The sequence below is a fragment of the Algoriphagus sp. AK58 genome, assembly GCF_014324365.1.
GTDB lineage: Bacteria > Bacteroidota > Bacteroidia > Cytophagales > Cyclobacteriaceae > Algoriphagus.
Window position 1 is genome coordinate 108,630 of sequence record NZ_QEIG01000005.1, and the last position, 25,613, is coordinate 134,242.

Sequence of the window (25,613 nt, forward strand, 5' to 3'; positions counted from 1 at the left end):
GGCTGTTCCATGTTTTCCAATTCAAAATTTCTTAAGAACCTTTTCCTTTTAGTTGTTCTTTTGGGACAATCATTGGTAGCTTTTGCCCAATTAAATACCTTGGGAAAGGAGTTTTATTTGGGGTTCATGGAAAATAATGCAACCTCATTTTTGCCCGTCACCGCCTCAGTGATTGTAACAGCGGATGAGAAAGCAACGGGATACATTGAATATAGCAATAAGAAGTACTTTTTTGATCTTGAGCCCGGACAGCAATTCATCCAGGATTTTGAAGAGGCTAAAGACTTTGTGTTGCATCGCTCCTCAGGAGTGACGGAGGAGAAGAGTATCTATATCAATTCTACAGGAAATGTGGCCGTACATGCATTTAATAAGCGACAAGCCAGTGCAGACGGTACTGTGATTTTGCCTTTAACAGCTCTGGGCAAGGATTATTATATCACCTCCCATTTTGATTTGTTTGAGCCTGGATTGGATATCGCTCCGACTAACCGAAATTTTGAAAGTGCCCTGTTGATTGTAGCTGTGGAAGACGAAACCCAAGTGGAAATACTTCCCAGTGCCAGGATAGATTTCAATGGTAGACCAGTGCCAGCCGGAGCACCAGTTCAGATTAAACTTGATGCAGGCCAGACCTTTCAGCTAAAATCCGATCAAGGAGACCTTACAGGTACCCGTGTTCGGGTTCTTAATGGTTCCGAAGGGGATTGTAAAAATATTGCAGTGTTTGGAGGGAATAAAATGACCAGTGCAGGTGACAATTGCGCTACTTCCGGGGACCATTTGTTTCAGCAATCCTACCCGGTGAACTCCTGGGGGAAATCATTTATCCATATTCCATTAGCCGACCGAACCTCCGGGGAGATCATCAAGGTCCTGGCATCTCAGGACAATACTCAGGTCAAAGTCAATGGGCAAGTCAGAGGCACCATCAATCAGGGGAAGTTTTTAATTTTTGAATTTGGAAGAAACGATATCGTAGCTGTAGAAACCTCTAAACCTGCATCGGTCTCCATGATTGCCAAAAGTGGGAATTGTAACGATCAGAGCGATCCTTATTCCAGATACGGAGATCCTTCGCTAGTCACGTTGAGTCCTGTCAATCAGATGATGAAGGATGTCGTTTTTTCGGCAGTGAAAATCACTTGGATCAGAAGTCACCTCGTCAACATCATTGTCAAAAAAGGAACTTCCAATCAAACCATTCTCAACGGACAACCCGTGGGCAATCAATTTAAGATTGTTCCTACAAACCCCGCTTTTGAATACGCAAGTATTGTGGTCAATGAAGGTGCGAACCGATTGCAAAATAAGGAGGGTTTTATCGCCTATGTGTATGGTTCAGGGGCCGTGGAGTCCTATGCTTATCCTGTCGGTGCAAGCCTGGACGCGATCCAATTTGAGACGGAAACGAAGTATAATTTTGATGTCACGGGAGACAAAGTAGCTTGTTTGGGTGAGGAGGGATCCTGGGAGATTTTCCCCGATTTTCCGGGGTTCAAGGACTTTACCTGGAGTTTCGGGGATGGTTCAGCCGTAAAGGATGGAAAAAAGGTGAGCCATATTTTTCAAAAACCCGGAAAATTTGAAGTTACCGTGTTGGCATCTACCGGTGATGGAAACTGTGATAGCGAGGAAACTTTCCGATTTGAAGTAGAAGTGAAGGAAGTGGGGGGACAGCTCGAAGGTCCGGATACGGTATGTCCTCTGATTGATGAATTTGTGTACACACTGGAGGATGCAGGTCAAGTTGGAAGTATTCAATGGGAGGTAGTGGGTGGTACTGTGTTGGAGGAAAAGGACAATCAGATCAAAATAAAATGGGGAGCCACAGGCACAGCAGCAAAAGTCAAAGCGATCCCATATACTGAAGCGGGTTGTCCTGGAGAATCGGTTGAAATGGAGGTTGAAATCACGGATTCCCTAGAACCTGCTTTACCTAAAGGAAGCTCAGGGCTTTGTGGAATCAATTCTCCATTATTTTATGAAGTTCCATTTCAGACCTCGGGAAGGTCGTATACTTGGGAGATCGTAGGAGGCCAAATTCTTGGTGGTCAAAATACGGCCAAAGTGGAGGTATTGTGGGATTTGAATTCACCTTCCAGAACTATTTTTTATGAAGAAGTCAGCACGGTAAATGGAGCCTGTGCTGGTGTGTCTGAAGTGCTGGAAGTGAAAATTTATCCCCAGTTTAAGCTAGAAGTGGCTGAGGTTTTGAATCCTGCTTGCCAGGGCCAATCCAATGGAAGCATCCGTCTCCGGCCTTCCGGGGGCTCTGGAAAATATACCTATCAATGGTCCCATGATGCCAAGCTTCAATCAGAATTTGCAAGTGGCTTGCCGGTCGGAACTTATGATGTGATTGTGCAGGATGCCTCAGGCTGTGCATTGGAAAAAATGAGTTTTGAGCTAAAAAATCCTGAGCCTATCCGATTGGATGGCTCTATTCAGGTGATACAAAACTCCTGTTTTGGTGGATCAGATGGACTGTTTAAGTTGAAATTGAAAGGAGGAACTCCACCTTATTCTGTGGTTGGTTTTGAGTCGCGTTGGGATGGTACATTTTTGGAAGTCATTGGGGTAGGTGAGGGGAAATACCTATTAAGCATTCAGGATAGCAGAGGATGTTTCATCCCGGTAGATGCAGAAATGATAGGGCCAGATCAAATGTTAGTGGAGCCTATTGTGGTAAGACCAGGATGCGAAGGAAGCCAGGATGGGGCTTTGGAACTACAAATCACCGGAGGATTTGAGCCTTATGAGGTGGTTTGGGATAATGGGGCTACAGGTGCCAAAATCACTGATTTGCCTCCGGGGGATTTTGGCTATACGGTTACCGATTCAAAAGGCTGTGTGGCCATAGGGATGGCAACCATCAGGCAAGCCCTGCCTCAGCTGAGAATGCCCACAGGATTCTATCCTGATCAAGGGTTGTTTCAGCCCGTATCCAATTGCAGGATTTCTTACGAGCTTATCATCTGGGACCGATGGGGAGAAATGATTTTTGCCGGATCGGAAGGTTGGGATGGGACCATAAAAGGGGTGGAAGCCCCATTGGGTTCGTATTCTTATTTGATTCGATATGATTATTTGTTGGAAGGGATTCGGACCACCTCAGAGAAAACAGGGACATTTACCCTTATTCGATAAGTTTATCCATTTTCTAATTCGGGGATTTGAATAGCTTTGCCCATTCAAATTTTTCGTCGATAATGAAAAAAATCTTGATTACAGGCGGTGCCGGATACATCGGTTCCCATACCGCTGTAGAGTTATGGAATTCAGGGATGGAGCCAATAATCCTTGACGATTTGTCCAATTCCAATGAAGATGTCCTGCATCGTCTGAAGGAAATTACCGGTAAGCAGTTCGTTTTCTACAAAGGGGATTGCAATGACCAATCACTTTTAGAAAAGATATGCACGGAGCATCGGATCGAAGGCGTGATTCATTTTGCAGCTTTCAAAGCCGTTGGTGAGAGCACCCAAGTTCCTTTGAAGTATTACCAAAATAATGTCGGTTCGCTTCTAGTCCTATTGGAGGTAATGAAAGAAAAAGGGATCCACGACCTGGTTTTCTCTTCTTCTTGTACGGTCTATGGTCAGCCGGATGTGTTGCCGGTGACCGAGGCAACTCCGAGAAAAGAAGCGGAAAGCCCTTATGGCAATACCAAGAAAATCTGTGAGGACATTTTGATGGACTATGTGAAAAGCAAACCGGGAATCCGGGTCATTTCCTTGCGCTATTTCAATCCGGTTGGTGCTCATCCAAGCAGTAAAATTGGGGAATTGCCCATCGGTACTCCACAAAACCTCGTGCCTTTCATCACCCAAACCGCAGCGGGTATCCGGGAGAAATTAACCGTCTTTGGCAATGACTACGACACGTCAGACGGAAGCTGCGTGAGGGATTACATTCACGTCGTGGACTTGGCTGATGCTCATGTGAAGGCTTTTCAGTACCTAGCTGAAAAAGGTTCAGATTTTTATGATGTCTTCAACGTGGGTACGGGAAATGGAAATACCGTACTGGAAGTAATCCATGCTTTTGAAAAAGTGAGCGGACAGAAGCTCAACTACGTGATCGGTCCACGTAGACCGGGAGATGTAGTGAAGACCTGGGCGGACACCACCAAGATCAACCAAGTGCTTGGCTGGTATCCCAAGTATTCCCTGGAAGACTCTATGCGGGATAGCTGGAATTGGCAGAAGAGTTTGGGGTAAAAGAAGCGGGTTTAGGCCCGCTTTTTTTTGCTTCTGGAGGTTTGTAGCTTCAAAACCCAGTCTTATTGAAATAGAACCCCAAGGATAAGACCTCCAACTTGCAAATTTGGAGGAGCTGGTGGGAGCGGAGGCATTGGGCTAAAGCCCGGAAATATTGAGTGATCCTTCTTTTCCCCACCTAAAGGTGGAGGCAATTCAAAGTTTGAAATACGATCCTTTGAATAGTAATGTGGCTTTAGCCCATTCCCCAGAATATGCAGAAAATCATCTGGGCTTTAGCCCAATTAGTATGGATATAAAATCCACCTCCTTTATTTTCCAATCTCGAGAACCTACCTCTGGATTTAAAATTCAAGGATAGGACCTCCAAATTAAAAATTTGGAGGAGCTGTTGGGAGTTGAGGCATTGGGCTAAAGCCCGGAAATAATGAGTGATCCTTCTTTTCCCCCACCTAAAGGTGGAGGCAATTCAAAGTTTGGAATACGATCCTTTAAATAGGAATGTGGCTTTAGCCCATTCCCCAGAATATCCAGAAAATCATCTGGGCTTTAGCCTAAATTTTAATACCCAGCCGCTTGTCCGTCTTTTCGGGATTCGGAGGCGCCGATATAGACTTTGTTGACTTTGTCGTAATAGATGGCTTGGTACCCTCCGTAGTGGCCTACGGTATATTCTACCCGATGGCCCATTTCCTTGAGTTGTCGGATCACCTCATAGGAAAAGCCGCTTTCTAAGTTCAGCGAACCTCCATTGCTCATTTTTGAGCCGGTGGGTTCCGAGGAACCGTTGTGCCGCATACGTGGAGCATCGCCAGCTTCCTGCAGGTTCATGCCGAAATCAATCAAATTGACCACAATCTGGGTATGGCCTTGGGGCTGTACCGAACCGCCCATCAGGCCGAAACTGATGTAAGGTTCCCCATCTTTGGTGATAAAGGCCGGGATGATCGTGTGAAATGGACGCTTGCCTTTGGCCAAGGAATTCCAGTGGTTGGGATCCTGCACATTGAACTGTTGTCCGCGGTTTTGGAGTACAAAACCCAATCCGTCCGGCACCATGCCCGATCCAAACTCATCGTAAATGCTCTGGATAAAGGAGACCATATTGCCTTCCTTGTCCGCTACGGTCAGGTAGGTGGTGTTGCCTTTTTCGATTTCTCCGGCAGGGTAGGCTAGGGCTGCTTTGTTGGGATCAATGAGTTTTCGGCGCTCGGCCGCGTATTCTTTGGAGATCAATTTCTCAACCGGGATTTGATTGAATGCCGGGTCGGCATAAAATTTTGCCCGATCCTCGAAAGCCAATTTCTTGGCTTCGGTCAGCACGTGCAGGTATTCCGCACTGCCAAAGCCCATGGATTGGATGTCATAGCCTTCTAGTATATTCAGCATTTGCAGGACGGCGATTCCCTGTCCGTTGGGTGGGAGCTCCCACACATCGTAGCCCCGGTAATTGGTGCTGACGGGCTCTACCCACTCGGAGGTGTGTTTTTTCAAATCCTCATAGCGGAGATAGCCCCCGTTTTCTTTCATAAACCGGTCGATGGTTCGGGCGATTTCACCTTCATAAAAAGCGGAACGTCCTTCTTTTGCGATCAATGAATAGGTTCTTCCCAAGTCAGGATTTTTGAATACTTCCCCTTTTCTCGGGGTGTTTTTGCCATTTGGCATAAAGGTTTTTCGGAAACCGGGAATATCCTGCATCTCCGGCCACATGTGATCCATCTGCCAAGCGATCACTTCAGTGACGGGAAAGCCATTGTTGGCATATTCGATGGAAGGCTGGAGGATTTCCTGCATGGATAGCTTTCCAAAGCGCTTGTGCATCTCAAACCATCCATCCACGCAACCAGGAACTGAAACTGGAAGAGGACCGAGTAAGGGTACGGTACTTAATCCCTTTTCCTTGAAAACATCCATCGTCAGTAATTCAGGAGCGCGACCGCTTCCATTGAAGCCATAAAGCTTTTTGGTTTTGGCATCCCAAATGATGGCAAAGACATCTCCACCGATGCCGCAGCCGTTGGGCTCGACCAAGCCCAGCATGGCATTGGCTGCGATGGCGGCATCCATGGCCGAACCGCCTTTTTTCAACACATCCAAAGCCACTTGGGTAGCTAGAGGTTGTGCAGTCGCGACCATTCCATTTTGGGCGATGACTTCAGATCGGGTAGTGAAAGTTTTGCCAGTAACCCGGTCTTGGGAGAAGCTCAGGAAGGGTAAAGACACGGCAAGTGCGAGAAAACAGAAGTTCTTGAAGGAGCTCATACACATGAAGGAAAACAGAATCCGAAAATAGGGGGCAGGCAGAAAAATGAATTTACCGAAAGTGTAATTTCTTTCAGAGTCAATGTTTAACAGAAGGCCAAAGGAATTAATCCAGCACCCTTACCAACAACCGCTCGCATACCTTTTCACTCAAGGTTTCTGAAGGATGATGGGCATAGCTTACCACCATGCTTTGGTCATAAGATTCTTTGGAAAGGATGGTCAGTTGGGTTCCTAAGGAAAGTTTTCGACTATTAAGAAACTCTAAGAACTCCGTGGAAGAATTGGTCAAGGCTGCTAATTGTACGTGTTGACCAGGCTTCGCATGGGCGAGAGGAGTATAGGAAAGGGGAGTGATTTTACCCTGGGGGTCAGGAATGGGCGAGCCATGAGGATCGACCGTGGGAAATCCCAACATCTGATCCATTCGCTCGAAAAATTTTGGAGCGTGAATATGTTCAATCTGCTCGGCGACTTCATGCACTTCCTCCCATCCGAAATTCATCACTTTGACTAGAAACATTTCTGTCAGCCGGTGTTTGCGTATGATCAAGGCTGCGGTCTTTTTGCCTTCTTTAGTTAAAGTCAGGGGCTTGTACTTTTCATAAATCACCCAACCGCTCTTTTGGAGGGATTTGACCATGCTGTTTGCCGTTGGCAAACTTACTTGCAAGCTCGCAGCCAATTCAGACAGGTTGACTTCTCCCTGGACATTGGCAAGATTGTATAGGGACTTGAGGTAGTTTTCTTCGGTGCTCGATGCCATAGGTTGTAATTCATTTCAAATTAAAATGGCTTTAATAAGAAAAACAAATTTGTTAGAATAGTCTAACTTTGTAATTTTGCAATTCTAATAATCTTGATTTTGACTTTCTGGATTTTTGAAATAGTTGCGGAAGTACAAAACCTTGTTATTAATTTGGAGTATAAATGCAATATTGTTGCATATATGAATAGGAAACTAGTACCATTATTGATGTTTGTGGGCATGATTTGCTCAAGTCTGTCCGCTCAGAGTCTGCTAAAAGGAGAGGTCAAATCCCAGAAAGGTGAAGGACTTGAGCTGGTTCAGGTGCTCATAAAGGAAACCGGAAAAGGCACGTTGACAGACAGCCTGGGTAGGTTTGAATTGGCCATTCCTTCTACCGAACGAGTGACCCTTCAATTTTCTCGTTTGGGATTTCAGTCTTTTTCCAAAGTCCTGGAAACAGGAGAAAAAGAGCTTAGCATCACCTTGTCAGCCATGGATAATCAATTGGACGAAGTGGTGGTGAGCGGGACACTACAGGAGGTTTCCAGGCTAGATAGCCCGGTGCCGGTAGAAGTATATAAAAGTTCTTTTTTCAGGTCTAATCCTGCTCCGTCACTTTTTGAGTCCTTTCAAAATATCAATGGCGTCCGGCCACAGGTCAACTGTAACATTTGCAACACCGGAGATATCCAGATCAACGGCTTGGCGGGACCTTATACCATGATTTTGATTGATGGAATGCCGATTGTGAGTGGGTTGGCAACGGTTTATGGGCTTTCGGGTATTCCTCAGGCCTTGATAGACCGAATCGAGGTGGTCAAAGGGCCTGCTTCGACGCTTTATGGTTCAGAAGCTGTCGGAGGATTGATTAATATCATTACGAAAAGGCCGGAAAATGCTCCTTTGGTTTCTTTTGATGCTTTTGGTACCACTTGGGGAGAACTCAATCTGGACTTGGGTATCAAGTCTTCCTTTGGAAAAAAAATCCAATCCCTCACCGGAGTCAATACCTTCTGGTATGATAATCCGATCGACAACAACCAGGACGGAATGACCGATCTGACGTTGCAAAAGCGATTTTCTGTTTTTCAGAAGCTTCAAATCACCCAAAAGAAAGGCAACCTTCTCTCTCTTGCTGGGAGGTATATTCATGAGGACCGCTGGGGTGGTCAGATGAGCTGGACTCCGGCTTTTCGGGGAGGAGATGTGATCTATGGGGAAAGCATCCGCACGCAGCGTTGGGAGTTTTTTGGCAACTATCAGCTTCCCGTGAAAGAGCAGATCAATTTCCAGTTTTCAGCAAACGGTCACAAGCAAGATTCCTATTACGGGGATGTGTTTTATGGAGCAGACCAGCGGATCGGATTCGGTCAGCTTACATGGAATAAATTATTGGGCAAAAATCAACTCTTGGCAGGTGCAGCTTACCGATTGACTTACTATGATGACAGCACTCCTGCAACTGCAGAAAGTAATGGACAGGGGAATTCCCCCTTTATCACTCATTTGCCGGGGTTATTTTTGCAGAATGAATTGAAATTGTCAAAGACACAAAGCCTATTGGGAGGGATTCGATACGACTATAACACGGTGCACGGCTCCATTTGGTCTCCCAGACTGAATTATAAAATCAGTTCAGAAGATAAGTCGCTGATCTGGAGAACATCGATTGGCAATGGATTCCGGGTAGCGAATGTATTCACCGAAGACCATGCGGCCTTGACAGGTGCCAGACAGGTAGTTTTTGAGGAAGAACTGGATCCGGAAAGAAGCTGGAATGTGAATACCAACCTCGTCAAGAAAATTTACAGCGACCAAGGGAATTATTTCGGTCTTGAAGGCAGTGTTTTCTACACCCAATTTTCCAATCAGATCATTCCTGACTATGAGACCAACCCCAATCAAATCATTTATGCCAATCTGGATGGTACTTCGAGGAGTCAGGGGCTAAGTTTCAATTTTGACGGCTTGTGGGCCAATGGATTTAAGCTGTTAACAGGAATTACCTTGATGGATGTTTCCTTGGAGGAAAATGGTGTCAGGGAAAGGCAGCTGTTTACTGAGCGGTTTTCCGGTGTTTGGACTATCGGATATCATATCCATCCTCTCGAATTGACTATAGATTATACCGGAAATGTGTACAGTCCGATGAGGCTTCCTTTGCTGGGTGAGTTGGATGACCGTCCCGAATATTCCCCTTGGTGGAGTCTTCAAAATATTCAGATTACCAAAGGCTTGGGAGAAAAATGGGAAATCTATGGAGGGGTAAAAAATCTCCTCAATTACACCCCTCCAGCTAACAGCATCGCGAGAGCTTTTGATCCTTTTGACCGGGGAGTGGCGTTTGACGGTGCCGGAAATGTGGTTCCGACTCCTGAAAATCCAAATGCCCTTACGTTTGACCCCACGTATATGTTTGCTCCTAATCAGGGGATCAGAGGCTTTTTTGGAGTAAGGTACACATGGAATTAGGATGAATTTTTAAAAATCCGATAGCCTCTGTTAGTTTCCTATTTATGCCGCTGTTAGTGTCTTCACTAACAGCTTTTTTATTCTTACTATCCTTATTATCAATTTATTAATGGGTTTAATTGAACTAACCAATCCTAATAAAAACTGTGAGCGAGGACGCTCAAGGTGGCTTGAAAATGAAACTTCCTCGGTGGAAGCGAGCAAAAAAATCCCCGCACTAGGCGGGGATCAGACTTTATTATTTTTTCTCTTCCTCAGGTTTTGGGGTGGTGAGTTTCTTCACTTTATCCCCTTCTTTTAATTGTTTGCTCACGATGAAATATGGACCTGAAATGACTTCATCGCCTTCCTTCAGGCCTTCCAGGATTTCAATGTTTTCATAATCTGAAATTCCTGTTTTTACGGTTCTGGTTTTAGCTTCTCCGTTTTCGCTCACAAACACAATTTCTTTGGCCTTGGTTGCACCGCCAGTCAAGCTGTCTTGTTTGGATTCACGAGTGGTCACTGCTGAAAGAGGAATAGCCAGTGCATCGGTTTTGGCATTGGTCATGATCTCTACCGAAGCGGTCATTCCAGGACGGAAAGGATATTTATTTCCAGCCTTGACCAGATCTGCATAGGAATCATTAAGAATTCTGATTTTCACTTTGAATTCGGTTACCGCATCTACTGAAGCTTTCGTATTTGCGGTATTTGCGATACTGGTTACGATACCTTTGAACTTTTTTCCGGTGGATGAATACGCATCCACATCGATGATGGTAGTATCGCCAAGGGAAAGTCTTACGATATCATTTTCATTGACGTCCACTCTAACTTCCATTTTTGACAGGTCGGCAATGGTCATCATCTCAGTACCGGCCATCTGCTGCGTTCCCACCACGCGCTCACCTTTTTCTACTTTCAAGCTGGACACGATGCCGGAAACCGGAGAGTTCACATTAGTCAAGCGCAGATTTTCAGAGGCTTCATTGACTGATGCTTGCGAGCTTTTTACGATAAATTCTGCTGCTATCACATTCTGTTTGGCAGCTTCCAGGTCTTTCTGTGCCGTGATGTAGTTGGCAAGAGCCTGTTCATAGTCTGCATCGGAGATGGCTTTCTGCTCATGAAGGGTTTTTTGTCTTTTAAAATCCAACTCAGATCTCGTAAACTGAGCCTCTGCACGCTGCAAGCTGGCTCTGGATTGGGCCAGGTTGGCCATTTGCTGGTTGAGATTGGCTCGGGTTCTATCCAAAGCAGAAATGAAGTTGTCAGGTCTGATTTTAACCAGAAGTTTACCTAATTCCACAGAGTCGCCTTCCTGTACATTGAGCTCGATGATTTCCCCCGCTACGTCTGGGGATAGTTTAACCTCGACCTCAGGCTGGATTTCTCCGGAAGCACTTACTTTCTCTACGATAGCCGTCTTTTTGACAGTAGCAAATTCTACTTCGGTTTCTTTTGCCCCACCAATCCAGCCTGCAGAGCGACCGATAACAGCAAAGACAATAATCACTCCTACTGCTCCGAGTAGGTAATAAAGAAGTTTATTAGACTTTTTAGTAGCCATGGTTTAGTTAAGATTAATGGGGTTACCTAAGTAGAAATCAAGAACTTTTACTCTGAAAATGTAGGTGTATTTGGCATTGAGAAGGTCAGCCTGTGCATTGAATAGGTTGTTTTGGGCGATTTGGAAATCCACTGAGTTGATCGCTCCCAAATCAAATCTTTGCTGTGCGATTCTGAATGTTTCTTCGAGGCTTTTTACCCGAGTCTGGGAAGCTTCAAAGGAGAGCTGTGCAGAAAGGGCACTGTTGTAAGCTGTTTCTATGTCTTGTCTCAATTTGTTTTTCGCCTCTAAGGCAGCCACTTCACTGATTTGCTGCTGAGCTCTCGCTCTCTGCAAATTAGATTTGTTGTTGAAGTTGGTAAAAATCGGGATGCTTAATTGCAATTGTGCGGCTTGGGAAAGGTTGGTTTCGATTTGGGTACCAAAGGAGGGTCTGTCTTGACCAAATACCTGATCGACATAGTTAGTGAAAACGTTGGCCCCTAGTCCTAAAGTGGGATAAAATGCTCCTTTTGCAATTTTTACCCCGTATTCGGCACTACGAAGATCTGTTTCGGCAGCTTTGATTTCAGGCATGTATTCTACTGCCTTCGCAAATATTTCTTCCGGATTTTCGGAAGCCATCAAGGTATTGTTGATTTCAAATTTTGGTTCAATTACATCAAAATCATCCGTAAACGGGATTTGCATGGCTTGCGCCAGATTCAATTTGGCTATCCGTAGGTTGTTTTTGGCATTGATTACTTCCAGTTGGTTGGAGGCATTTTGAGACTGAAGGTCCAGTTGGTCAGAAATCGGCAAAGAACCGGCCGCCACGAGTTTGGAGGTTCTTTCCAATTGTTCCTGAGTGGTTTTCAATTGGTTTTCGGCTATTTTGACCTGCTCTCTGTTGAATACCACGTTGATAAATAAATTGATAATATTTAGCGTAATCTCATTTTTTGTTGCTTCAAGGGTATACATCCCGGATTCGAGATTCGTTTTTGCTCTGGCAATGTTGTTATTGATCTGATTACCCCTGAATAGGGCCACATTGGAATTGGCTGTAAGGTTGACGTTTCCAATCCGGTTATTTTCGAAGAGGTTGGTTACTGGGTTGATGGATCGTCCCCATCGGAATCCATAGCTTGAACCTGTTGAAAGGGTGGGGATCCTTTGCCCTTTATTTTGAAGGAGATCTGCCTCGATGATCTGCTGATTCAACTCGGTTCGTTTTAAGGTCAGGTTGTTATCCAACGCAATTTGGACACAGGACTCCAAATCATAGGTAGAATTTTGAGCAAGTCCTGTAAACTGGCTCCCAATCACGAGGAGCAGGGTTAGCAAAAAGTTTCTCATAGGTAGTTGGTTATTTTTTCTTGTTGATTAAAGGTCAATATCGGGAATGTAAATCAATTGCTTAACCCAGGGTAGGGATTTGAGATAGGCAATAGTGGTTTCTCTAATGCCTGAGTCCATTTCAATTACATGGCATGCCAAGTCGTTTTTTCCTTTTCTTGAAACAGACATGGTTGCAATATTCGTTTTTTCTTGGGCAATAACGCTGGAAATAAATGCGATAGCTCCAGAAATGTCATCTGCCTTTATAATCAGGGTATGTGCTTGAGCTGAGAAATTTGCCACAAATCCATCCACTTCAGCAATATTAATTACACCTCCTCCAAGGCTTTCGCCGACTACTTCGATTTGATCGTTGCCTTTTTTCAGGTTTAGCTTGATGGTATTGGGGTGATGAACAGAAGAATTCCCGATGGATTTGAATGTGTACTTCAGGTTACTCTTCTGGGCAAGTTCAATGGCATTTTTTATCCTTGGGTCATCCGTCTGAAAATCCATCAACCCTCCTAAAATCGCCCGGTCACTGCCATGCCCTTCGTAGGTTCTGGCAAAGGAATTATAGAATGTAACCACCGCTTCATCAGGTATTCCCCCCAAAATTCGAATGGCTGCTCTTGCAATTCTTACCACGCCTGCAGTATGAGAAGAAGATGGCCCAATCATTACCGGACCAATCATATCAAATACACTGCTCTTATTTGCCATATCTTAAACAAGTCCAATTATAATGCTAAGTCAAAATCGATTTCAAGATTAAGCTATTTTTTGCAATCAATCCGTATTTTTTCGGCTTAAACGGCAGTTTGTTTATCTAATTTAACATCATCAGAATAGAACAGATGGATAATGTGGCCGAAAACGGACAGTGAAATGAGCGATACCGATACAACTTTTGTTTTTTCGGATGAAAATACTACCTGGATACCCCTGTCAAGCTATCCTATTCCAAACAGGGGGATGAATTTTGGGGACGGTGTTTTTGAAACGATGGTGTTTGATGAAGTTAAAATACGGTTTTTAGATCATCATAGGCAGAGGGCCAAGGAAGGCCTGCTTGCTTTGGGAATTGACACAAAGTATGCTGATCCTAGAAGCATTGAGAATCTTATCGCTTTCAAATATCCCGGTCAGAAATTGAGAGTTCGATGGAATCTTTTCCGATCGGGTACCGGCAAATACACGCCCCTTGAAAACCATTTGGTTCAGACGATTCACCTAGAACCCTTTCACGCTTCACCGAAGGTAAAATCCTTGGCTGGGTTTTCGGATTCAGTTCGCCTATTTTATTCTCCTTGGAGTCGATTCAAGACGTTAAACTCACTTCCCTACATTCTTGCTGCTCAGGAAAGGTTGAGGAAGAACTGGGATGAAATCCTTCTCCTGGATGCTTCGGGGAATATTTCAGAAGCCGGGGCTTCCAATATTTTTTGGGAAAAAGACGGTCAGATTTTTACTCCTTCACTTTTTTGTGGATGTATATCGGGTGTATCCAGAAGGGTAATTATTGAAGAATTTTGGAAAAAAGACATCACGATTTTGGAGGGCGCATTTGATCCTATGGAGATTCTAAATGCCGAAAGAGCTTGGGTTTCTAATGTTACGGGTGTTAGTTATTTGGATAAACTTAATCAGACGAAATTTTCTACTGAACCCATTGAGTGGCTTGACAAAATTTTTGAATAAGAAAGGATTTGCGTCTGGAAAATATGCACACGTTTGCATCAAAGCCTTATATTTATCGACCTTAATTTGTAAAATTTAAACTAATAACCTTACTCGTTACCCAAAAACCTCAATCAACCTTGTTTTATGCTCTTAGAACCTATCGATCTACTCGTATTCTTTGGCTACTGTTTTCTGATTATCGGGATGGGAATTTTCGTTTCCCGAGAGAAAAAAGGACATGTCAAAAACTCATCTGATTATTTTCTGGCAAGTAAAGCACTTCCATGGTGGGCAGTAGGTGCCTCCCTGATTGCATCCAATATTTCAGCGGAGCAGTTTATCGGAATGTCAGGTTCCGGTTTTGCTCTTGGTCTTGCCATTTCGACCTACGAGTGGATGGCAGCGGCCACTTTGCTGGTAGTGGCGATTTTCTTTCTCCCGGTTTATATCAAGAAAGGAATCTATACCATGCCGGGATTCCTTTTGGACCGCTATGACACCAGAGTCCGAACTACCATGGCTGTTTTCTGGCTGTTGCTTTACGTGTTTGTCAACCTCACCTCGGTGTTGTATCTCGGTGCCTTAAGTTTGAATACCATTTTAAATGTTCCTCTTACTTATGGAATCATCGGTTTGGCTTTGTTTGCCATGATTTACTCGATCTATGGAGGATTGAAGGCCGTGGCCTGGACGGATGTGATTCAAGTGGTCTTTTTGATTGCAGGTGGATTGGCGACCACTTACATTGCCTTGGGTATGGTTGGAAATGGTGATGCTTGGGAAGGGCTCAGTTTGCTCAGAAAAGAAGTTCCCGGCCATTTTTCCATGATTCTTTCTAAAGGAGAAATGATGATTCCCGATGGAAAAGGCGGAACAAGAGATGCTTACCTGGATTTACCTGGACTCTCTGTATTAGTTGGTGGTATGTGGATCACCAACCTCAGTTATTGGGGTTTCAATCAGTACATCACTCAAAGAGCCTTGGCCGCCAAAAGCTTGGATGAAGCCCAGAAAGGGATGATTTTCGCCGGATTTCTGAAGTTATTGATGCCTTTGATCGTGGTTATTCCCGGAATTGCCGCCTTGGTAATTGTGAATAATGGCACTGATGTGGCATTTATTGAGTCCATGAAAGACCCGGTGACAGGAATCATCAAGTCTGACCGTGCTTACCCGACTCTACTTCAAATCCTTCCTACCGGATTGAAAGGCCTTGCTTTTGCGGCTTTGACAGCTGCCATCGTTTCTTCTTTGGCGTCTATGGCCAACAGTACCTCGACTATTTTCACCATGGACATCTATAATAAGTACTTTGGAAAGAGTGCTTCGGAAGCCACTCAGGTAAAAGTAGGTCGAATCACAGCCTTAGTAGCTTTTGTGATTGCAGCTATTGTTGCCCCGGCTTTAGGTCAATTGGATCAGGCGTTCCAGTTTATTCAGGAGTATACAGGCTTTATCAGCCCGGGAGTTTTTGCGATTTTCTTCTTCGGCGTGTTCTGGAAAAAGACCACTTCCAATGCAGCATTGGTTGGGGCTTCCTTGAGTATTCCGCTTTCAGTAGTGCTCAAAGTGGTCTTCCCTGCCTTACCTTTCATTGACCGAATGGGATTTGTGTTTTTGATTTTGGCAGCTTTGATGATTGTCATTTCTCTGGTGGAAGGCAAAGGCAAGGATCATCCAAACAGCATCGATGTCAACTCAGACCTTTTCAGAACCAGTACAGGATTTAAGATCGGAGCAATTTTGATCGCAGGTATTACAGCAGCACTTTATATAGTTTTCTGGTAAAATGAGAAAGTTATTATTGGGACTTGATATCGGAAGCTCTTCGGTGAAAGCTTCCCTTTTGGATGCTGATTCAGGCAAATCCATTGCATCCAAAGCTTTTCCGGAAGAAGAAATGCCTATTGATTCTCCCCAATCCGGCTGGGCCGAACAGGACCCGGAGATGTGGTGGAAGTATGTGAAGGAATGTATCGCTTTTGTCCAAAAAAAGGCAGAAGTAAAAAAAGGCGAACTCAAGGCCATCGGCATTGCCTATCAGATGCACGGCTTAGTCTGTGTGGATAAAAATCAAAAGGTGCTTCGACCATCCATTATCTGGTGCGATAGCCGGGCTGTGGCAATAGGAGATAAGGCATTCAAGAAGTTGGGAGCAGATTATTGTCTTCCTCATTTACTCAATTCCCCAGGCAACTTCACCGCGTCTAAGTTGAGATGGGTGATGGAAAATCAGCCTGAAGTGGCTTCCCAAATTCATAAGATCATGCTTCCAGGAGATTTCATTGCCATGAAACTCACAGGAGAAATCATGACTTCTGAGACAGGACTCTCTGAGGGCATTTTCTGGGATTTCAAAAAGAACGGCTTGAGCGAAAAGCTCTTAAAGCAAATGGAGATCCCCAAAGAATGGATGCCCGAGGCTGTTCCATCTTTTTCTGTACAAGGAAAAGTAACTGCTGCTGCTGCCAAAGAAACTGGACTGGAAGCAGGAATACCCATTTCCTATCGGGCAGGAGATCAACCAAATAATGCCTTTTCGCTTCAGGTTCTCAAGCCAGGCGAATTAGCCACTACTGCAGGAACCTCCGGAACGGTCTATGGGGTATGTGACGAACCACTATATGATCCACAGTCTAGGGTGAATACTTTCGTCCATGTCAACCACTCAAAGAAAAAGCCTTCCTACGGAGTATTACTTTGCGTAAATGGCACCGGAATTCTCAATTCTTGGCTGAAAAAAGTCATGGGTGGCTCTAGAATCACCTATGAAGAGATGAATAGCCTTGGAAATGGGGCTTTGATCGGATCAGAAGGATTGGTCTTTATTCCATTTGGAAACGGAGTGGAGCGAATCATGCAAAACAAACCTGTAGGCGCTCATCTGTTGGGCCTGGATTTGCTTAAGCATGACAAAAGACATGTGGTAAGAGCCGCACAGGAAGGAATTGTTTCCGCCCTGACCTTTGGATTCAGAATCATGAAGGATATGGGGATGAATCTGAAGACGGTAAAGGCTGGCCACGCCAATATGTTTTTGAGTCCGCTTTTCCGAAAAACCTTCGTACACATGAACCGGGTAAATCTGGAATTGTATAGTACGGATGGCGCGCAAGGTGCTGCAAGAGGAGCCGGAATCGGCGCCGGGGTATTTGCCGATGAAAACCAGGCTTTCCATGGTTTGGAATTGTTGGAAACTCTGGAACCAAATGCCAACTTCTACGAACCCTATGAAGAGGTCTATTTCAACTGGGAAAAGAGGCTGAAAGAACTGGCACGTGAGTAGTGAGAGATCTTCAATCTCTTCATCTATGACGCCTTAGTTTCAAACTTCTCAATCCCATATTGCAGAACCTATTTACCTATTTATTATATAACCCAAAAAACAATGTCAAAGACCTATTTCCCTAACATCGGAAAAATCCAGTATGAAGGACACAACAGTGACAATCCACTAGCCTTCAGATACTATGACGAAAACCGCGTCGTGGCCGGAAAGACCATGAAGGAGCACTTCAAGTTTGCAATTGCTTATTGGCATTCCTTCTGCGGTACAGGTGGAGATCCATTTGGCCCCGGTACTATCGTTCATCCTTGGGATGCTCATCCCGACCCTATTCAGAGAGCCAAAGATAAAATGGATGCAGCTTTTGAATTCATCACTAAAATCGGTGTGGATTACTACTGTTTCCATGATGTGGATTTGATCGATGAGGGTCCAAACTTGGCAGAATATGAAAAACGCATGCAGATCATCACCGATTATGCTGCAGAGCATCAGAAGGCAAGCGGTGTGAAGCTGCTCTGGGGCACTGCCAATGTATTCAGCAATCCTCGGTATATGAATGGTGCTTCCACAAACCCAAACTTTGATGTATTGGCTTTTGCCGGAACTCAAGTAAAAAATGCGCTGGATGCTACCATCAAATTGGGTGGTGAAAACTACGTGTTTTGGGGAGGAAGAGAAGGATACATGTCCTTGCTTAACACCGACATGAAGCGGGAGAAGGAGCATTTGGCCAGATTCCTCACCATGGCTAGAGATTATGCCAGAAAGAACGGTTTTAAAGGTACCTTCTTTATCGAGCCTAAGCCTATGGAGCCAACCAAGCATCAGTATGATTATGATTCCGAGACCGTGATCGGCTTCCTTCGTCACTTTGGTTTAGATAAGGATTTCAAACTCAACATTGAAGTCAATCATGCGACTTTGGCTGGTCATACCTTCCAGCACGAACTTCAAGTAGCAGCCGACGCCGGCATGTTGGGATCCATCGATGCCAACCGAGGAGATTACCAAAATGGCTGGGATACAGATCAGTTTGCCTTGAATCTCCAGGAATTGGCTGAGTCCATGCTAGTGATTCTGGCAGCTGGAGGCTTGCAGGGTGGCGGTGTCAACTTTGATGCGAAAGTGAGAAGAAACTCTACTGATCCTGAGGATCTCTTCCTAGCACACATCGGCAGTATGGATGCCTTTGCTAGAGGATTGCTTATTGCTGCCGATATCATGGAAAAATCCGATTACCTGGCCAGAAGAAAGAACCGCTATGCTAGCTTTGACTCCGGTAAGGGAAAGGCTTTCGAAGAGGGTAAGTTGACTCTGGAAGATCTCAGAGCCTATGCATTTGAAGTGGGTGAACCAAAGCAATACAGTGGTAAGCAAGAATACTTCGAAAATTTGATCAATCGATTTATTTGATCGATCTTAAAGGGAGACAAAAGTCTCCCTTTTTTTTTAACCGCATCACTTATGAGAAAGTACGCTTTAATACTTGGCCTAGTGGCCATTCTGTTTGGTTGTGAGGTTCCGATCCCTCAATCTCCAGTGATTTTGCCTAAGTTGATTTCCAAAGGAATGGTCTTGCAACGGGATCAACCTGTTCAGATTTGGGGAAAGGGGAGCCCTGGAGAAAAGGTAAGGGTGGCTTTGGCCGGTGCGGTAGGAAGTGCTAAAGTTGCAGAAGACAGTACTTGGAAGGTTCAGCTTCCCCCTTTAGCTGCTGGGGGACCTTTTCAGCTCCAAGTCAATGTTCAAACAGTCGAAGACGTGTACATCGGAGACGTGTGGCTGGCAGGTGGTCAGTCCAATATGGAGTGGGCGCTCAATGCCGGAGTGATCGGTAGGGAGGAGGAATTTGCCAATCCGGATTATCCACAGATTCGGTTTTTTAAGGTTGAAAAGGATTATAGTGCTGCAGAGAAGTCTGATGTTTCTTCAGGTAGTTGGAAGGTGGCCAATGCGGAAAACCTTCCTGATTTCTCGGCAGTGGCTTGGTTTTTTGCCAAAAAGAATCATCTGGAGCAAAATGTTCCCGTGGGGATCATCGAGTCCAATTGGGGAGGAACACCGGCAGAAGGATGGACCGAGGCGCAGGTTTTGGCAAAAATAGAGGATCGATCCTATACAGAGGAAGCGAGGGAAGTGATCGAAAATCAGGCTAAATGGAAAGAAATCCTGACAGAAAATGAAAAGAGGAGGGAAATGAGGGACTTGCTGGTACGTCGTCCTGATTCGCTGATGGCCGGGGAGGTAGCTTCCCTGGCTTACACAGAATCCGGATGGAAAAATATTTCCCTTCCGGCTGCCAATCCTTTGGAACATATCGCTTGGGTAAGGAAAAAGTTTAACCTCTCCTCCAAAGCGCCTGTCATACTCACGCTCAGCAGGGTGGAGCAAATGGGATTTATTTATCTCAATGGAGTGCAGATTCATTACAAAGACTGGGGAGCAGCGATGCCGGACCTGGAACTTCCAGCTGACTTGCTCAAGATGGGGCAAAATGTACTCACCATTCGCGCGATCAATACTTGGGACAACCACCCGGCCATCGGTACAGCAGGTGGGATGTATCTTACACAAAACGGTAAAAAAATCAGTTTGGAAGGTAATTGGTCCTATTCCAATGATGTGGTAGAACCTCAACTGCCCAAAGTGGAATACTTCAACTGGAAGCCGGGATTCATGTTTAACGCCATGATAGCTCCGTTGACCAGTTATGCTATCAGGGGAGTGATTTGGTATCAGGGAGAAAGCAATGCCGGAAGGGCAGAAGAATACCGGGAGTTGTTTGGCACGATGATCACCAACTGGAGAACCCGCTGGAATCAGGAGGAAATGCCATTCCTGTTTGTTCAATTGGCTAATTTTATGGAGCGTAAGGAAGTGCAGCCTGAGAGTAACTGGGCTTTTTTAAGAGAAGCACAGACTCAGACCCTGGAACTGCCCAATACCGGCATGGCCACGATTATCGATATTGGTGAAGAAGGTGATATTCACCCTAGAAACAAAAAAGATGTGGGAGAAAGGCTTTGGCTTCAGGCTAGAAAAGTGGTTTTTGGAGAGGAAATTTTAGCTTCTGGACCCCAAATCAGAGAAGTGAAGCGGGAAGGCAACCACGTTTTGGTCAGCTTTGACGAAGTGGGAGAGGGATTGAAGCTGGCGTTTGGAGATGAAGTCCTGGGTTTTATCATGGAAGATGCCGAAGGTCAATTTGAAGTGGTCAAGGGGGCGATTTCCGGCTCTGACCTTGTCACCCTTACCATTCCTGAAGGACTCACTCCGGTTGGTATCCGATACGCTTGGGCAGATAATCCCGAGGTCAATTTGGTCAACTCGATCCATCTTCCTACGACACCATTCAGGAAATCATTCTAAAAAAATGAGCGGGAAATTTCCCGCTCATTTTTTGTTTTAGTTCATTTTTTGAAGAAGTTCATTCGCTTTTGTCATTTCTTCCACGCGCTTTTGATAGACTTCTCGGGCAGGAACTTTGGCTACATTTTCCAGAAAGTCAATCGTACTAAACAAGACTGTCTGCCAGTCTTGAGAAGTGATGGAAGAAGCGATCACGTGGTCTCCTGTTTTTGGAAAAGCCATTTCTCTTTTTAAAGTCGAGTCGGTTCCTACCTGGCTGTACATTTCCAGCATTTTGGGTACTGAAACCACGAAGTCTTGTTCCTGATCGTTTTTGTAATAATATCCCAAAAACAAAGGCTGAGTGACTTTGGAGAAGGTCTCCTGATTCATTTCGCTGTAGAGCAAGACAGCCAGGCTTTCGTATCCGTTGATATGGTAATCTTCTGACCAGTAAGCTGCCTTTTCTCCCTTTCTCTGTTGATGAATCACACTGTTTTCCATCATTGTTTTCTCCATGAGCCACTTTGTCCAGGGCTTAAAAAAGCCTTCAAGCCTGGATCCTCCATCCCGAATAGCAGGAGAATAAAGGACCAATGCATGAATATCAGGCTGCTGACTCGCCAAAAGTAGGGTCAAAGCGCCACCCATGGAGGTACCCACCACGATGACTTTATCTCCTAGACTTTTCCCGATCTGATAAGCTTCACCAGCGGCGTCGGCTAATTTCTGCGCAGTCAGGTAGGCCATTCCGTTTTCCCGTCTAATGCCGTGTTCGGGCAGGCGGGTCACGAAAAGATTGGCTCCAAAGTGATCCGCCAAGAATCGATGCACCGGATCTCCTTCCATAGGTCCAGCCCCAAATCCATGGATGTAGACTATAGAGTAAGGAGTTTTGGTTTTATTGGCGGTGTCTGCCCACACGATATAGGCTTCATTTCCCTCTTTAAGTCCGATTACCGAGTCTTCCCTGTTTCTAAGGTACTCTTCAAGTTCTGTAATTCGGGTGGGTACCTCCGGGAATTCAATTTGGAGTTCCTGAGTTTTTACCTTGGGTCCGAGCATGTAGACAATGGCAAGGATCATTGCGGTGGCAAAAAGTCCCAGGAAGATTTTTTTGAGCATAAAATCAGTCAATCTTTAAATAAGGTGAGGTAGAATCCATGAATGCTTGATCACCATTCCGGAAGAATACAAATATCCGGGTTTTTAATTGAGAATAAGGTGCAGGTCTTAGGGTAAGTTTGGATCCAAAATACACAGAGATGTTTTCAAAGTTTCTCAAGTCAGAGATTCGCTTTCCATCGGGAGTGATTAGCGCGTAGGAAATATCAGTTCCGATAGGCAATCCTGCAAAAGGCCCTGTCAATACCACTGAGATATTGGAAATATTACCAATGTGAAAGGTTTCCTCACAGGTGAGAGGATAAGCATTTTGCCAGGTGTCTTCAGTATTGTCGTTTTGCCTTTTTTTCACTTCCAGCTCAAAATTGAACCCGAAATCGGAAATAGAAACGGTGTCTGAAGTGTTGGCGTAGCGTTTATTACGATAAGGACTAAAAAAGACCTCCTTGATTCCTGTTGCTTCCGCCTTGATGGGAAGTGGGCATTGGTTGTACGGATCCTCGTCTACTTGAATACAAGCAGTAAGAAGTAGAGGAATTCCAAGACCTAGAGTAAAGGTGACCCAACTTGGTTTTTGAAAAAATGCTTTTTTCTCGAACATGCTTAAAATTAATCGATTAGTACTATTATTAACCGCCTTTTGGACTTTTTGATTTTAAAAAAATGAGCTTTTGTAGCTACCCGAGTCGATTTTTCGTACTACTTTCAGATTGTTAAACTAAACCTACTATGAAGAAAGCGCTTTTGATTTTATTAATTCTTACCCTTGGGATAAAATCCCATGCCCAAGAAAATGTGACGCCCTACCGATCAGTCTATTTGGAATTGGGTGGTGCAGGATTGGCCTATAGCTTTAATTATGATTTCCGTTTTGATAAGAGCCGGATGGATTCTTGGGGAATGCGAATCGGAGCTGGGGGGTATGGTACAGAGGGTGATTCCTTCTTTTCCCTTCCTGTGATGGTCAATAAGTTATACGGAAAAGGGCCTCACTATTTTGAGCTGGGATTGGGTGCCACGTTTTTTGCGTTTAATGAGCCTGAAAATTCCACCTATTGCTCCAATTGGTATTATGACAGTAATGGTAATTATGTCTGTAATTCTTATGAAACCTATGGAGGCTATGAATTTATTCTACCGGTTGATGGATCACCGAGCATAATGGGAACCATGAACTTCGGTTATAGGAAAATTCCTGTTGATGGTGGATTTACTTGGAGATTTAATCTGACTCCCATTTTCAACAACAATGGATTCTGGCCCTTATTCGCTGGGATAGGTTTTGGGTATGCCTTTTAAGCCTCAAAAATTGAGTTAATTCGGACAATGCCTGTACAATTTCGTACAGGTTTTTTTGTTTTTAAACACTTTGTTTTCAGTGATTTAAGTTTTTTGAAAATTAATTTCTCTTAACCTTTTGGATACCATGCAACCCGGAGATTTTTAAAATCTAAGCCGATCTGTACGGTAGTGATACAAATGGACAGGCTTTTTCCCACATCTGGTCACAAAAAACACTTTTTGGGTCAGGGAGCAGAATTCAAGACTTGAATGACAATGCTTAAAAAATGCTAATCTGACCTCAATAGAAAGGCGAATATGGAATGTGCCAGATCGAGTTGGTATGTGCTTGGCAAGATAGCTAGCACAACACTAAACCAACATGTTTTATGAAAACCTTATTCACTTTCGCACTTGCAGGCGCTTTATCTTTTAGCAGCCTAGCCGCCAACGCCGCAGATGATTTGATGTCACTGTCAAATGTTCAGGCAAAATTTAAAACAGTCAATGTACTCCTGAAAGAAGGAGTAGGAGAGGCAAAGGTTGCCATCTTTGACCACACGGGAAGAAAGCTTCACCAGAAAAAGGTCAAAGTCGGCACACAAGATTTGATTATTCCTTACAATCTCAGTCAAATGCCATGTGGAGAATATCGGGTTAAGATCACTACGGGTGATGAAGAAGTAGTCTATGAGGTAGCGACTTTTGACAAACAAAAGCCGACGGAAGAACTTCCCCTTGCGGCCTACGGAAAAAAGATTGACGATGGAACAATCAATTTGACAGTGGTAGGACTGGACGAACCGGGTGTGGATGTTCAGATTCGACACGGTGTTACAAACCAGCTTATTTTTTCAGAAGAAATCCAGGAATCTGAAGGCTTTAGAAAGAACTACAAGTTGAAAGGAGTCTCTCCGGAGGAAGTCTATGTAAAAGTGACCGATGCCCACGGAAGATCCAAAGCTTTGTATTTCGAATAAATCTCAAAGGCTCCTTTTTCAAAAAGTCCCGGAATTAAAGAATCCGGGACTTTTTTTTTGACACGTTCTTGTTTTTAAAGTGTAAGAAATCCTTTTGTTAAAAACCAAACAAATCAAATTACCTATTTTTGATGGCAGAAAAACTAAACCCAAATATGTTCGGACTACATCGATCCTTATTTACTGAAGAGCATGAACTTTTCAGACAAAGTGTAAGAGATTTTATCGCCAAAGAGATCACCCCCCACAACGCAGCATGGGAAAAGCAGAAAATGGTAAGCAGGGAATCTTGGCTCAAATTTGGAGAAAATGGATTTTTGGGAATTCAAGCTCCTGAAGACTTGGGAGGATTGAATATTCAAGACTTCAGATACAATGCGATTTTGATCGAAGAATTAGGGCTAAGCGGATGTTCTGGACCGGCAATCGGCTATCCACTTCACAGTGATATTGTGATGCCATATATTCTACACTATGCCACTAAGGAAGCCAAGCAAAAGTACATTCCCAAGATGATTTCCGGTGAGTATATTGGGGCTGTTGCAATGACTGAGCCTGGAGCAGGATCAGATTTGCAAGGGATGAGGACTTCAGCCGTTGACCATGGAGATCACTTTGTCATCAATGGGGCAAAGACTTTTATTACCAATGGATATTTATCAGACGTGGTGGTGGTAGCAGCCAAAACAGATCCTACACGAGGTGCAAAAGGAATATCTCTATTTTTGGTTGATAAAGATATGCAGGGTTTTTCCAAAGGAGTTCCTTTTGAGAAAGTTGGGTTACATGCGCAAGACACGTGTGAGCTTTTCTTTGAAGACGTGAAAGTACCCAAAGAGAATCTCCTGGGAAAGGTAGGAGAAGGTTTCAAATATCTGATGACCGAACTTGCTCAGGAAAGACTCGTGGTAGCTCTTGCCGCTTTGGCTTTGGCGGAGTTTGCACTTTCCAGTACCATAGACTACGTCAAGCAGCGCAAGGCATTTGGAAAGGCAATTTCTGAGTTTCAAAATACCCGATTCAAATTGGCTGAAATGGCTGCTCAGGTAGAACAGGGACGAATCTACTGCGATTACCTTGTACAGCTACACAATGACGGCAAGCTCGATCCGGCTATGGCTTCCGCTGCCAAATACAACATGACAGAACTGCAATGTAAAGTAGCTGACGAATGTGTGCAGCTCCATGGCGGCTATGGGTATATGTGGGAGTACGGAGTAGCAAGGGCTTGGGCTGATGCCCGTGTGCAGCGTATCTATGCGGGCACCAACGAAATCATGAAAGAATTGATTGCCCGCAAAATTTTGAGCTGATTTGAATACGA

At 44.5% G+C, this 25,613-nt stretch carries 18 protein-coding genes; 11 read left to right on the top strand and 7 right to left on the bottom strand.

Going from position 1 to position 25,613, the window contains the following annotated elements; translation table 11 throughout:
• Positions 1-126: 126 nt before the first annotated feature.
• The gene (locus tag DDT91_RS04205; protein WP_187174887.1) at positions 127-3,150 is read left to right on the top strand and encodes a PKD domain-containing protein; all 3,024 of its coding nucleotides are present in this window, start codon (positions 127-129) and stop codon (positions 3,148-3,150) included.
• 62 nt (positions 3,151-3,212) lie between these two features.
• Entirely contained in the window at positions 3,213-4,223 is a 1,011-nt protein-coding gene (gene galE / locus DDT91_RS04210; RefSeq protein WP_187174888.1) for a UDP-glucose 4-epimerase GalE, read from the top strand.
• A 561-nt stretch (positions 4,224-4,784) separates the two neighbouring features.
• Here galE and ggt read toward each other — a convergent pair.
• Positions 4,785-6,488, bottom strand: coding sequence for a gamma-glutamyltransferase (gene ggt / locus DDT91_RS04215; RefSeq protein ID WP_187174889.1), 1,704 nt, complete (start codon positions 6,486-6,488; stop codon positions 4,785-4,787).
• Between the two features lie 106 nt (positions 6,489-6,594).
• Complete coding sequence (locus tag DDT91_RS04220) at positions 6,595-7,254, bottom strand: metal-dependent transcriptional regulator (RefSeq protein WP_187174890.1); 660 nt, start codon at positions 7,252-7,254, stop codon at positions 6,595-6,597.
• A gap of 183 nt (positions 7,255-7,437) precedes the next feature.
• On the opposite strand from DDT91_RS04220, the gene DDT91_RS04225 reads away from it, so the two are divergent.
• Entirely contained in the window at positions 7,438-9,711 is a 2,274-nt protein-coding gene (locus DDT91_RS04225; protein WP_187174891.1) for a TonB-dependent receptor, read from the top strand.
• A gap of 238 nt (positions 9,712-9,949) precedes the next feature.
• Here the strand turns inward: DDT91_RS04225 and DDT91_RS04230 are convergent, their stop codons facing one another.
• From DDT91_RS04230 to sdaAB, 3 genes are read right to left on the bottom strand one after another with little or no spacing between them, the layout of a single operon-like run.
• On the bottom strand, positions 9,950-11,263 hold the full coding sequence (locus DDT91_RS04230) for an efflux RND transporter periplasmic adaptor subunit (RefSeq protein ID WP_187174892.1): 1,314 nt from the start codon (positions 11,261-11,263) through the stop codon (positions 9,950-9,952).
• A 3-nt stretch (positions 11,264-11,266) separates the two neighbouring features.
• Positions 11,267-12,601, bottom strand: a complete 1,335-nt coding sequence (locus DDT91_RS04235) for a TolC family protein (RefSeq protein ID WP_187174893.1) — start codon at positions 12,599-12,601, stop codon at positions 11,267-11,269.
• Between the two features lie 27 nt (positions 12,602-12,628).
• The gene (gene sdaAB, locus DDT91_RS04240; protein ID WP_187174894.1) at positions 12,629-13,306 is read right to left on the bottom strand and encodes an L-serine ammonia-lyase, iron-sulfur-dependent subunit beta; all 678 of its coding nucleotides are present in this window, start codon (positions 13,304-13,306) and stop codon (positions 12,629-12,631) included.
• Between the two features lie 165 nt (positions 13,307-13,471).
• Here sdaAB and DDT91_RS04245 point away from each other — a divergent pair, with 165 nt between their 5' ends.
• The 5 genes from DDT91_RS04245 to DDT91_RS04265 all read left to right on the top strand — a co-directional run bounded on the left by DDT91_RS04245 (position 13,472) and on the right by DDT91_RS04265 (position 20,924).
• Positions 13,472-14,284, top strand: coding sequence for an aminotransferase class IV (locus tag DDT91_RS04245; protein ID WP_187174895.1), 813 nt, complete (start codon positions 13,472-13,474; stop codon positions 14,282-14,284).
• Between the two features lie 126 nt (positions 14,285-14,410).
• On the top strand, positions 14,411-16,054 hold the full coding sequence (locus DDT91_RS04250) for a sodium/sugar symporter (protein ID WP_187174896.1): 1,644 nt from the start codon (positions 14,411-14,413) through the stop codon (positions 16,052-16,054).
• Position 16,055: 1 nt separating this feature from the next.
• Complete coding sequence (locus DDT91_RS04255; RefSeq protein ID WP_187174897.1) at positions 16,056-17,552, top strand: xylulokinase; 1,497 nt, start codon at positions 16,056-16,058, stop codon at positions 17,550-17,552.
• Between the two features lie 102 nt (positions 17,553-17,654).
• Positions 17,655-18,968 (top strand): xylose isomerase, encoded by a 1,314-nt coding sequence (gene xylA, locus DDT91_RS04260; protein ID WP_187174898.1) that lies wholly within the window; start codon positions 17,655-17,657, stop codon positions 18,966-18,968.
• A 51-nt stretch (positions 18,969-19,019) separates the two neighbouring features.
• Positions 19,020-20,924, top strand: coding sequence for a sialate O-acetylesterase (locus DDT91_RS04265; RefSeq protein WP_187174899.1), 1,905 nt, complete (start codon positions 19,020-19,022; stop codon positions 20,922-20,924).
• Positions 20,925-20,960: 36 nt separating this feature from the next.
• Here the strand turns inward: DDT91_RS04265 and DDT91_RS04270 are convergent, their stop codons facing one another.
• Both DDT91_RS04270 and DDT91_RS04275 read right to left on the bottom strand, forming a co-directional pair.
• Positions 20,961-22,028, bottom strand: a complete 1,068-nt coding sequence (locus tag DDT91_RS04270) for a carboxylesterase (protein ID WP_187174900.1) — start codon at positions 22,026-22,028, stop codon at positions 20,961-20,963.
• Between the two features lie 4 nt (positions 22,029-22,032).
• A complete protein-coding gene (locus tag DDT91_RS04275; protein ID WP_187174901.1) occupies positions 22,033-22,629 on the bottom strand; it encodes a hypothetical protein in 597 nt (198 codons plus the stop codon).
• A gap of 128 nt (positions 22,630-22,757) precedes the next feature.
• Between DDT91_RS04275 and DDT91_RS04280 the strand changes: the two genes are divergently transcribed.
• From DDT91_RS04280 to DDT91_RS04290, 3 genes are all read left to right on the top strand, one after another.
• Complete coding sequence (locus tag DDT91_RS04280; protein WP_187174902.1) at positions 22,758-23,327, top strand: hypothetical protein; 570 nt, start codon at positions 22,758-22,760, stop codon at positions 23,325-23,327.
• 371 nt (positions 23,328-23,698) lie between these two features.
• The gene (locus DDT91_RS04285; RefSeq protein WP_187174903.1) at positions 23,699-24,289 is read left to right on the top strand and encodes a hypothetical protein; all 591 of its coding nucleotides are present in this window, start codon (positions 23,699-23,701) and stop codon (positions 24,287-24,289) included.
• Positions 24,290-24,444: 155 nt separating this feature from the next.
• Positions 24,445-25,602 (top strand): acyl-CoA dehydrogenase family protein, encoded by a 1,158-nt coding sequence (locus DDT91_RS04290; RefSeq protein ID WP_187175099.1) that lies wholly within the window; start codon positions 24,445-24,447, stop codon positions 25,600-25,602.
• Positions 25,603-25,613: the final 11 nt, after the last annotated feature.